Below are 11,094 nucleotides of genomic sequence, written 5' to 3' on the forward strand. Positions count from 1 at the left end.
TTAGAAATTGACGACAACCAGCAGTACCTGTTACTTAGTGGAGTGGGAAGGGCGCATTTGCGCCCTTTTTCATGTCTTGCTAAACACTGTGATTGATTAAATAATCGTTCAGAATATTCTCAAATAAGGATGTAGGAATGAGTGTTTACAGAGACGAAAACGGGAAATATAGAACCTACGCGGACAATACGCAGGAATTTGACTACGCGGATGCAGCTTACCGCCATGAGAGGGATTTACAGGCTGCATTACATCCACAAACTGATCATGCATCTGGAGGCGGAGGCGGAGGCGCTGGTGGTATCGATATCAGTTGGGATGAGTTCAAAACGCTGATAGCATTCATTGGGCCGGTATTAGTGTTGTACTGGTTAGTTGCATTTCCGGCACTAAACGCCTCATGGCTCCTTATGAACACCCCCGCGCCTTTCAGCTGGATAGGTTCATTGCTTTACACGGCATGGGATTTAGCCGTTAAGGTGGCTGGAGCGCCTTACTACTTGGCATATTTTTTGGCACTACCGGCGTTTATTTTGCGATGCCGATTATCGCATTTATCTGGCTTTTTGTACTTTCCTCCATTATCAACCGTCTTCGTAGCGCGTATCCTAAGTTAATGTGGAAAGCCTTTTACTTTCTGGCTATTGCTGCTGCCGTCCCAGTAGTTCTAGTTTTAATTGCTTATCTGTTTGGTTCATTAAGAGGTGATTCAATCGCGTATTTTTGGTACGGGCACGACCCATACACCTCACACATTTGGGCATACGCCCACAGCGGTTCGTCGCGTTTACTTTTTTAAGTAATGATTGATAATAGGGCGCCTTGTGCGCCTTTTTTTGTGAAAAGTTCGAAATTTTATAACTTCCACTCAACGCTTCAAAAACTCCAAATATATCTTCATAATAAGCGAATGAGTGAATCACTAACTATATGATTTATATAAGTCATGTGATTTCATTATATTATGAATATATTGGTTAAATTGTTGTTTAAAGTGATTAAAAAGACTGATTTAAAATCCCTCGGCTTATGGCTGTGCGGGTTCAAGTCCCGCCCCGGGCACCATATTCAGTAGTAAATAAAAACGAATTAAAACAAAGCAATATAAGCAATGTCGTGACCGCCCAAGGGCGGTTTTTTTGTTTTTGTTGTTTATGCCCTAATACCTGTTCGCAACCTTTCCGGATATAAAAAACGGCTATTTCGTCAGAAATAGCCGCTGGGTGTTACCGTAAAATTGCGCTGACAGGCCGCTAAAGCGCCACGCCAATCATCCCAAATTGCCACTTAACCGATCGCGGAAATCGCTGCTGCGGTTATCCAACCCGATAACCTGCACGGTTGCACCGTGGCGTTGGTAGCGATATTCAATGGCATCCAGCGCGGCGACACTGGATGCGTCCCAGATCTGGGCGTGCGTCAGATCAATGGTGACGATTTTCGGATCGTGGCCGTAATCGAAATGCTCAAATAAATCATTGCTGCTGCCAAAGAACAGCGGGCCACGCACGGTGTAATACACTTGCTCACCGTCATCGCTCAACTGGCGCTCGGCATGGATCACATGGGCAATACGGCGGGCAAACAGCATCATGGCGAGAATAACGCCGATCAGTACGCCCAGCGCCAGGTTGCCGGTCCAGACGGTGACAACCACGGTCAGTACCATCACTGAGGTTTCTGACCACGGCATGCGCTTGAGCGTAGCGGGCTGCAGGCTATGCCAGTTCACGGTTTTCACCGCCACCACCATCATAATGGCGGCCAAAACCACCATGGGAATTTGCGCCATAATCTGGCTCAGCCCGGTTACCATCAGCAGTAGCACAATACCCGCCGCGAGGGTGGAAATGCGGGTGCGTGCTTTACCCAGTTCCACGTTAACGATGGTCTGGCCAATCATCGCGCAGCCCGCAATGCCGCCGTAAAATCCGGCTAAAATATTGCCGATGCCGAGCGCCCAGGATTCACGGCGTTTTCCGGATGGGGTATCGGTAATATCGTCCACCAGTTTGGCGGTCAGCAACGACTCCATTAAGCCAACAAACGCGATACTCAGTGCTGTCGGCCAGACGATCTGCAGCGTTTGCAGATTAAACGGCACCAGCAGGGTCGTAAAGCCGGGCAAACCCGCACTCATCGGGCCTTCATCTCCCACATTGGGCACGCGATAGCCCAGCAGCAATGCCACAGCGGTGACGGCCACAATCGCCACCAGCGGTGACGGCACGCTCTTCAGTACTTTTGGCAACAACAACACGATGGCCAGCGTTGCGGCAAACAGCACCCAGACCAATCCAGACTGACCCCAAACATGCGGCACCTGAGCAAAGAAGATCAGGATACCCAGCGCGTTGACAAAACCCAGCATCACCGAGCGCGGAATATAACGCATCATGCGCGATAGCCCGCCCAGGCCAAAGATGATTTGGATGATACCGCCGAAGATCACGGCAGGCAGGATGTACTCCACACCGTGCGCGTGCACCATCGGGCCAATCACCAGCGCCACTGAGCCAGCCGCCGCCGTGACCATCGCCGGACGGCCACCTAAAATCGACAAGGTCAGACACAACACCACCGAAGCGACCAAACTCACTTTCGGATCGACACCGGCAATAACTGAAAAGGAGATGACTTCTGGGATCAATGCCAAAGCGGTAATGACGCCCGCCAGACACTCGCGGGTTAACAGCGCGGGCGAACGTAAAACGCTGCCCACGGTAATATCGTTCGCCTCAGGGGCGTGATCAGGGGATTTGCTCATAAATGTGCAGGCTCTTTTATTATTTTGCACATGCCGTCACGGCAAGGCATTAACCAGTTAGACAGTAAACGCGGATGATGTTAGCGGGCATCGAGAAATGAAGCTAGCGGAGAGCGAAGAAGAGAGTGATTCCGTCCCTGGAATCCGGTGTTAAACCGACAGGTCGTCCGGTGTTTTGTTGACAACCAGTTCCAACAAATGACGATAAATATCCAGCTGAATCACATCGCTTTCCAATTCAAGGCGGTTAATCAGCGAAGCAATAATGGCTTTATTGGTGACCGGTTTGCCGGCCTGCAGGATTTCAGCAATGATCTGTCCGAAAACTTCCATCTCAGTGCTGTCGCTGTTGCCTGCGAGTTTAAAATAGTCAGCGATAGCTGCGCTGCTGGTAGCGGCGTTTTGCATGTGTGAAGCCCTTAAGATCGGTCTGATGGCAACCAGGCCCTCAGTTCCATGATGAAAAATTCACGCGCGGACAGGCGCGCAAGACCCAAACTCATCAACCAACGCAAAAAGACACCTCTGAAGGTGGAAATCCAAAAACACCTTCAGAGGCGACGCAAAGTGCATCATTCGTTACGGAGCCGTTAGCCGGCTCACGGGGTGTAAACTTATACAAAGTAACTTAACTTGTACAATGATATTTTTGAGTGATTCGTGCTTTGTTTTATTTAACATGCACTTATATTTGGCGAGAGACTGCAAACTTATACAATATAGCTGTACAGAGTCAAATTTAGGCTCAAAGCGTTACATTTTGGTGGGAAATGCGAGAGAGTGAACAGGTGAACTAACATGGCTAATGTAAGCAAACTTTTCATCGTGCGTGCGCTTTGTTTATAATAACGCACCCAGTTAGTTAGATACCTAACCATTAGGCTACTACGTTTTGAGCGACTACCCACAACCTTTTTCGCGTTTATTGCATTTAACGGCCCATGCCTGGCGGCTGGCGGTTGATCGTCGCCTCAAAGAGAGCGGCCTGAGCATGAGCAGTTGGATGGCCATCGCGACGGTAGCCACTGCCACCGAGCCGCCAACTCAAAAAGCGTTGGCCCAACTGTTGGGATTAGAAGAAGCGAGCGTGGTACCGCTGGTGGATCGTCTGGTGAAACAGCAATTACTGGCGCGTGTTCAGCCCAAAGAAGATCGCCGCAAACGTTTGTTGGTGCTGACCGAGCAGGGAAGCGTGGCCTTTGACGAAGTGAAAACGCAGGCGGACGCTTTGCGTACGCAACTGCTGGCTGATATCGATCCTGAAGCGCTGGCGGTGACCGAGAAGGTGCTGCAACAGTTATTGGCGCGATTAGGAAGTATGTGATCGTGGCAAAACGCAATCCCTATGCTCAACGTGAATGGCTGCCGCATGAAAAGCCGATGCTGCCAGGCTCACCCTCGACCCCAATCCACTCGCCCTCAAAGCGCGTGGCATTCGGCATTATCGGACTGCTGATTTCCATCACCGGCGCGCTCAGCAATGCGCTGGTGACCGCCAATTTGACCAATCTTCAGGGCACCTTTGGCGCCTACAGCAATGAAATTGCCTGGCTGCCGGCCGTTTATGTGATGGGCAATATTTCCATCAACCTGCTGTTGGTGAAATTCCGCCAGCAGTTCGGCCTGCGGCTATTTACCGAAGCGTTCCTGGTGCTTTACGTCATCGTGGCGTTCTTCCACATCCTTGCCAACGATCTCAGCTCCGCCATCATTGTCCGCACCGCGCACGGCATGGTGGGCGCGGCACTCAGCTCGCTGGGCATCTATTACCAGATTCAAGCGTGGCCGGCCAAACATCGGCTTAAAGCATTGGTGATCGGCATTACCGCCTCACAATTGGCGATCCCGCTGGCCCGCCTGTTCTCAACAGAACTGTTGCAGCTGGAAGAGTGGCGCGGCCTGTATCTGTTTGAGCTTGGCTTGGCACTGATTGCGCTCGGCTGTGTACTGGTGGTGAAGTTGCCGCCCGGCGACCGTATCAAAGCGTTTGAAAAGATGGATTTTGTCACTTTTATATTGCTGGCACCGGGCATGGCTTTGCTGTGCGGCGTTTTGTCACTGGGTCGCATCGAGTGGTGGTTTACCACGCCGTGGTTGGGCATTTCATTAGCCATCTCGTTGGTGCTGATTGTCGCGGCGGTGGTGGTAGAACATAACCGCGCGAACCCGCTGATTAACACCCGATGGCTGAGCAACGGCATGATTGTCCGGCTGGGCATTGTGATGATCATGATGCGTATCGTGCTGGCGGAGCAGAACACCGGCGCGGTGGGATTCCTGCAACAGATCGGGCTGCTGAATGATCAGATGCGTGGATTGGCGTTGGCGATTATCGCCGGGGTGATTTTTGGCATGATCGCCAGTGCGCTCACCATCAAGCCAACGCATCTTAGCTGGCCGATTGTCACCTCGCTGGTGGTGATGATCGTCGCGTCGTACATGGATGCGCAATCGAGCCCGCTGACGCGCGGCAACAATCTGTACTTCAGTCAGTTTTTACTCGGCTTTAGCAGCGCCTTTTTCCTCGGGCCCGCGATGCTGTTAGGAATTGGCGGTGTGGTCACGCAGCCGAAAAATCTGGTGAGTTTTGTGGTGCTGTTTGGTATGAGCCAAAATCTCGGTGGGCTGATTGGCTCGGCCATTCTCGGTACTTTCCAGACGTGGCGGGAGAAATATCACTCCAGCCTGCTGGGCGATCAGCTTTCGCAGCTCGATCCCAACGTCACCGAGCGGCTGAGCCAATACAGTTCACTGTTTAGCAGCCAGCTGTCCGATAACGTTTTGCTCAGCGCACAGAGTTCGAGCCAACTGCAAACCGTGGCCACGCTGCAGGCGAATGTACTGGCCTATAACGACACCTATTTACTCACTGCTGCGATGGCGTTGATCACCCTGATGTGGGTGCTGTGGCGACTGACGCGGCTGCGTTACATCAACTGGCGTCAGGCACGCCGTACTTTGACGGAACAGCGTCAGCAAGCTTCAAACCCGACGGAGAATTCATGAGCCAACAGGACGATATTCAGGCTGCGGAGCGCGAACGCGCCAACCGCCGACGTATTCTTTCCATCGCTTTCGGCAGCGGCATCGTGATTGTTGGTGTGCTGGTGATTTTATACGCCTGGCAGCTGTGGCCGTTTACCAGCACCATTCAGTCCACGGAAAACGCCTACGTGCGCGGTCAGGTGACCTTTATCAGCCCGCAGGTGAGCGGCTATTTGACCGACGTCAACGTGGTGGATTTGCAGCCTGTCACTAAAGGGCAGTTGCTAATGACCATTGACGATCGTATCTATCGCCAGCGCGTGCATCAGGCGCAGGCGCAGCTGGATATGAAAATCGCGGCACAAAATAACAACCAGCAACAGCGTCGCAGTGCCGAAGCGAATATTCTCAGCAATAAAGCCGCGCTGGAGAATGCAAAAGCGCAGGCGCTGAAAAGCACGCTGGACCTTAAGCGTGTGGAAAACCTGGCAGCCGATGGATCGTTGTCAGTGCGCGAGCGTGATGCATCGCGCGCGGCCAATGCGCAGGCGCAGGCGCAACTCCGCCAGGCCGATGCGCAGGTTGCGGTGTCGCAGCAGAGTTTACAAACGGTGATTGTAAATCGCGGTTCACTGGAAGGCGATGTCGCAAGCGCCAAAGCCGCGCTGGAACTGGCCAATATCGATCTGGCTAACACGCGCATTATCGCGCCCGATAGCGGACAGCTGGGGCAACTGTCAGTGCGCAAAGGCACTTATGTTACGGCGGGCACGCGGCTGACTTCTGTGGTGCCGGACAACAAGTGGGTGATCGCCAATTTGAAAGAGACGCAGCTGGCACGTGTGCGTCCGGGCTTACCGGTCACCATTCGTGTGGATGCGCTCGACGGCAAGCGTTTTAACGGCCGGGTTGAATTTATCTCGCCCGCTGCAGGTTCTGAATTCAGTGCCATTTCGCCAGACAATGCCACCGGTAACTTTGTCAAAATTGCTCAGCGCATTCCGGTGCGCATCCGTATTCTGGATGACACGGAAGGATTGCGTCCTGGCATGTCGGTTGAAGTTAATATTGATACCGCAGCAGAGCCGCACAAGGATGCACCATGAAGCGGTTACTCCTCGCCTCGTTGATGGCGTTGATGGTCAGCGGCTGTGCGACAGAGGTGGAAAAAGCCCCCTCATCGTTGCCGATCCCGGAGAGCTGGCGCCAGCAGGTGGGGCCCTCAGCAGCACCCGAAGCGCAGTGGTGGCAACGCTTTGGCGACGACGACCTCAATCGCTTAGTCAACCAGGCGTTGCAGCATAATAGCGATATCCTGATTGCCCGATCTCGGGTCGATCAGTATCGCGCGCAGCTGCGTGCGGCTCAGGGTGACAACTTCCCGACGTTATCGGCGGGCGTGGCGGCCACGCATCAGCGCGCGTTGTCGGCTGTGACCGGGCAACCGTATGAGAACGCGGTATTTCAGGGGTTGTTGCAGGCCAACTATGAGGTGGATCTGTGGGGCAGCCGCAGCAACAGCATTCGCGCCTCGCAAGCTTCGCTAGATGCGCAGCGTGCCGCAGCCTCGGCGGCGGAATTGACCGTCGCCAGTTCGGTGGCCTCCGGCTATCTCAGCCTGTGCGCACTGGATGAGCAATTGCGTGTCACCGAAGCCACGCTAGCCACGCGTGAAAACTCACTCAATCTGGCACAGCGCCAGTTTGAAACCGGCTACACCTCGCGACTGGAGTGGATGCAGGCCGCATCGGAATATCAAACTGCCAAAGCGCAGGTGCCGCAGCTACAGCATCAGATCGAGCAGCAGGAAAACGCGCTTAGCGTGCTGGTGGGCATGAACCCGCGTGAGATTGCCCGCCCCACTGCGTTTGACCACATCAAACCGCAGACGCTGCCATCGCTGTTGCCGTCTCAGCTGCTCAACCGCCGTCCTGATATCGTGCAGGCGCAGCGTCAGCTGATCGCAGCGGATGCTTCGCTGGCCTCGACGCAAGCGGATTTATTGCCATCGCTCAATCTTACCGCCAGCGGCACGCTGGAAAGTTATCAATTGCATCAGCTGCTGGATAATCCTTTCCGCCTGTGGAGCATTGGCGGCAGCATTCTCGCACCGTTGCTCAATCGCGAAGCGCTAACGGCGCAGGTGGATGTGGCAATGGCAACGCGCAATCAGGCGTTGTACGGTTATGAAAAAGTGGTACGCAGTGCCTTTTCGGATGTCGATAACGCGCTGGATGCCATTCGCCGTAGCCAGGAACAGCTAGCGGAACTGCAGAAGCAGGAAGGCTATGTCACAGAAGCGTACCGCATTGCACACAATCGCTATCAGAACGGATACGCCTCCTATCTGGATGAACTGGACGCTCAGCGCACGCTGTTTAGCACTCAGCTCAACATCGTTTCAGTGAAAAATACTCTGCTGCTCGCACAAATCGATCTTTACCGATCGCTGGGCGGCGGCTGGCAGGGGTAAACATGATGCCGCAAAGCGAATTTGCGGCATATTTTCTGCTGTAAACCCGGCAAATTCTGCTTTTGCCATGGCGTGAGGCGGTTCTTAAGTCATTCGTGCTTTTTTTACTTGTCTTTACATCTAGTGGTATTATTCGCGCGCTTTACAAAGTCTGAACGGATCAGTGCCAGTTTGATGACTTGCACGGTCGCCCATCCGGCGATTGGCTATGACAGGGGAAAAAAAGGAAATGATGAATAAAAAAGCGGCTTTCGCCTTGATCGTGACGGCGGCATTAATGACCGGCTGTGCACCGCGCACCGCACCGATTCAGAACGTAAGCCAGACCGTTGGGCAGAGCTACACGGATAGCCAAATGCAGCGTGCTATCGTTGAAGCCGGTGCAGCCAACCACTGGGTGATTTCCCCGGCGGGTCCTGGCGTGATGAACGGCCAACTGTCCGAGCGCGGTCACACGGCGGATATTCGTATCACCTACACCGCCAACAGCTATCGTATTGATTACGTGAGCAGTACCAATCTGAAAGCAGGCAGCGGTCAGATCCACCGTAACTATAATCACTGGATTCAGAACCTGAATCAGGGCATCCAGACGCGCCTTGCGGTTCAAGCGGTAAAATAAGCGCCATGCGTCACCGCTGAGATATTGTTGTAAAGAATGCGGTAACGCTGCCGAAAGAGAAAACAGGCGGGCCATGTGCCCGCCTTGTTAATCGGCGACATCCGCATGAGACGGATGACGGACTCGAACGCAAGCAGGGAAGGGATGCCGCACAGCGAAAATCTGACCATCCCTGAGGCTGAAGAAAGAATACAGGTATGAAACTCGCTTACACCCTGGTTGACTGGCACGCAATTGCACCGGGTCACAGCACCGCCGACGAATGGCAGCGCTGGGCCGGGCAGGCATCTGCGCTGGACGCCACCTTACCGATCGCCAAACCCCAATTTTTGCCGATGATGACCGCGCGTCGCCTCAGTGCGGGCAGCCGTGCGGCTGTGGAGTGCGGACTGACGCTGCTGGCACGCCAATCAGTGGATGCCGTTGTGTTCACTAGCCGCCACGGTGAGCTGGAACGCAATCTGCGCATACTGACGGCGTTAAAAGATCAGCAGGCGCTGTCGCCGACCGACTTTGCTATGTCAGTGCATAATTCTGCGGTGGGCAGCTTAACCATCGCGGCGCGTCAGCCGCTGGTCTCTTCATCGATCTCTGCGGGCATTGACAGTTTTCAGCAGGGGCTGCTTGAAGTCACGGCGTTGCATCAGGCGGGCTACGCGCAGGTGCTGCTGGTGGATTTCGACGGCGTTGTCCCCGCCTATTATCAGCCCTGGCTGCCTGAAATTGAGCGCTTCAACGCCCCTTACGCGGTGGCACTGTTGCTGCAATCCGGCGCTGAGTGGTGCTGTACCGCAACATCCGCGCGCCCCGAATCTGCGCCGTTGCCGCAAAGTCTGCAATTCCTGCAGGCGATGTTGCGGAGTGATGCGCAAATGACGATTGCCGGTGAACGTCACCTGTGGCACTGGGAGCGCCATCATGGCAGCTAATTCTCTTGTCCTGCGCTGGCGTGCTGCCTGCAACTTTTACTGGCGGCTGGTGATGACCGCCGTCAGCTTTACGTTGTTCAGCGTGGGCGGCCTGCTGCTGTCTGTAACCTGGTTTAACCTGCTACTGCTGGTTCAGCGTGATGGCCTGCGCCGTCGTCAAATTGCGCGCAGCAGCATTGCGTGGAGCTTCCGCTGTTTCCTGCGTTTCTGTCGTTTTGTCGGCGTCTACGATTACCAAATTATGGGTGCGGAGTTACTGCGCCAGGATCGCGGCTGTCTGATCGTCGCCAATCATCCTTCGTTAATCGATTACGTAATGATTGCCTCGGTACTGCCAGAAATGGATTGTCTGGTGAAGGCCGAACTGCAGCACAATATTTTTTTAATGGCGTGATCAAATCTGCCGATTATCTGATTAACAGCGAAGCCGATACCTTGCTGCCAGATAGCCAGCAACGTTTGGCGCGCGGCGATACTATCCTGATTTTTCCTGAAGGTACGCGCACCCGCTACGGTGAACCGCTGAAGCTGCAGCGCGGTGCCGCCAATATTGCGGTGCGTGCCGGATGCGATCTGCGCGTGGTACACATTAGTTGCAGCCAGCGTATGCTCGATAAGCAAAGTCGCTGGTATCAGATTCCGCTGGTTAAACCACTTTTTACTGTACGCGTACAATCGCGTATTGATAGCCAGGCCTTCAGTGAAGCCGATGAGGATGCGCAGCCGCTCGCCGCGCGCCGTCTGACGCGTCACCTGCAACAGGCACTGGTCCCTGAAGAGACGAAGTAAGTTATGCAAGCACTGATTAACGACATCAAACTGATGATTATCGACACGCTGAATCTGGAAGAGATCAGCCCGGACGATATTGAAACTGACGCGCCGCTGTTTGGCGAAGGGCTGGGACTCGATTCCATCGATGCCCTTGAGCTGGGACTGGCGGTGAAAAATCGCTTCGGCGTACAGCTTTCGGCTGAAAGCGAAACCTTACGCGCGCACTTTTTTTCCGTGGCCACGCTGGCCGCGTTTGTTGAACAACAGCAAGCCTGAGAACAGCCAAAATGATGAATAAAGACGAAATTTACCAGGAAGTGGCCTCGCTGCTCACCTCGCTGTTTGAAATTGAAGCCGATGATATCCGCCCGGATGCCCGTCTGTACGAAGACCTCGAACTCGACAGCATTGACGCAGTAGACATGGTGGTGCACCTGCAAAAGCGTACCGGTCGTAAAATCAAACCGGAAGCGTTTCGCGCGGTGCGTACCGTGCAGGATGTGGTGGACGCCGTCGACCAACTCATGCGCGACGAAGCCTGATT

Annotated in this window: 11 protein-coding genes and 1 pseudogene; 10 read left to right on the forward strand and 2 right to left on the reverse strand. The window is 54.0% G+C overall.

The annotated features are described in order from the left end of the window. Positions 1-137: 137 nt before the first annotated feature. Positions 138-617, forward strand: a complete 480-nt coding sequence (locus HA45_RS09415) for a hypothetical protein (protein ID WP_128598917.1) — start codon at positions 138-140, stop codon at positions 615-617. A gap of 653 nt (positions 618-1,270) precedes the next feature. On the opposite strand, the gene HA45_RS09420 is transcribed toward HA45_RS09415, so the two are convergent. Together HA45_RS09420 and HA45_RS09425 are read right to left on the reverse strand one after the other, a co-directional pair. Further along, positions 1,271-2,767, reverse strand: coding sequence for a SulP family inorganic anion transporter (locus tag HA45_RS09420; protein WP_100702736.1), 1,497 nt, complete (start codon positions 2,765-2,767; stop codon positions 1,271-1,273). Between the two features lie 150 nt (positions 2,768-2,917). Continuing rightward, positions 2,918-3,175, reverse strand: coding sequence for a biofilm/acid-resistance regulator YmgB/AriR (locus tag HA45_RS09425; protein WP_100702737.1), 258 nt, complete (start codon positions 3,173-3,175; stop codon positions 2,918-2,920). A gap of 484 nt (positions 3,176-3,659) precedes the next feature. Here HA45_RS09425 and HA45_RS09430 point away from each other — a divergent pair, with 484 nt between their 5' ends. From HA45_RS09430 to HA45_RS09470, 9 genes and pseudogenes are all read left to right on the forward strand, one after another. Next, the gene (locus tag HA45_RS09430) at positions 3,660-4,091 is read left to right on the forward strand and encodes a MarR family winged helix-turn-helix transcriptional regulator (RefSeq protein WP_100702738.1); all 432 of its coding nucleotides are present in this window, start codon (positions 3,660-3,662) and stop codon (positions 4,089-4,091) included. Positions 4,092-4,093: 2 nt separating this feature from the next. Then, positions 4,094-5,773 (forward strand): MFS transporter, encoded by a 1,680-nt coding sequence (locus HA45_RS09435; protein ID WP_100702872.1) that lies wholly within the window; start codon positions 4,094-4,096, stop codon positions 5,771-5,773. Continuing rightward, on the forward strand, positions 5,770-6,858 hold the full coding sequence (locus tag HA45_RS09440; protein ID WP_100702739.1) for an HlyD family secretion protein: 1,089 nt from the start codon (positions 5,770-5,772) through the stop codon (positions 6,856-6,858). Before HA45_RS09435 ends, HA45_RS09440 begins: the two co-directional genes overlap by 4 nt. Then, positions 6,855-8,225: an efflux transporter outer membrane subunit gene (locus tag HA45_RS09445; RefSeq protein WP_100702740.1), complete on the forward strand. Its 1,371-nt coding sequence runs from the start codon at positions 6,855-6,857 to the stop codon at positions 8,223-8,225. The genes HA45_RS09440 and HA45_RS09445 overlap by 4 nt, the downstream gene beginning before the upstream one ends. 229 nt (positions 8,226-8,454) lie before the next feature. Then, entirely contained in the window at positions 8,455-8,847 is a 393-nt protein-coding gene (locus HA45_RS09450) for a hypothetical protein (protein WP_420849064.1), read from the forward strand. 197 nt (positions 8,848-9,044) lie between these two features. Then, entirely contained in the window at positions 9,045-9,776 is a 732-nt protein-coding gene (locus HA45_RS09455) for a beta-ketoacyl synthase chain length factor (protein WP_100702742.1), read from the forward strand. Next, a pseudogene (locus HA45_RS09460) lies at positions 9,766-10,565 on the forward strand (lysophospholipid acyltransferase family protein). Before HA45_RS09455 ends, HA45_RS09460 begins: the two are co-directional and overlap by 11 nt. Positions 10,566-10,568: 3 nt before the next feature. Then, on the forward strand, positions 10,569-10,826 hold the full coding sequence (locus HA45_RS09465; protein WP_100702744.1) for a phosphopantetheine-binding protein: 258 nt from the start codon (positions 10,569-10,571) through the stop codon (positions 10,824-10,826). An 11-nt stretch (positions 10,827-10,837) separates the two neighbouring features. Next, the gene (locus HA45_RS09470; protein WP_100702745.1) at positions 10,838-11,092 is read left to right on the forward strand and encodes an acyl carrier protein; all 255 of its coding nucleotides are present in this window, start codon (positions 10,838-10,840) and stop codon (positions 11,090-11,092) included. Positions 11,093-11,094: the final 2 nt, after the last annotated feature.

The sequence above is a fragment of the Pantoea rodasii genome (genome assembly GCF_002095465.1).
In the GTDB taxonomy this organism is placed as follows: domain Bacteria; phylum Pseudomonadota; class Gammaproteobacteria; order Enterobacterales; family Enterobacteriaceae; genus Pantoea; species Pantoea rodasii.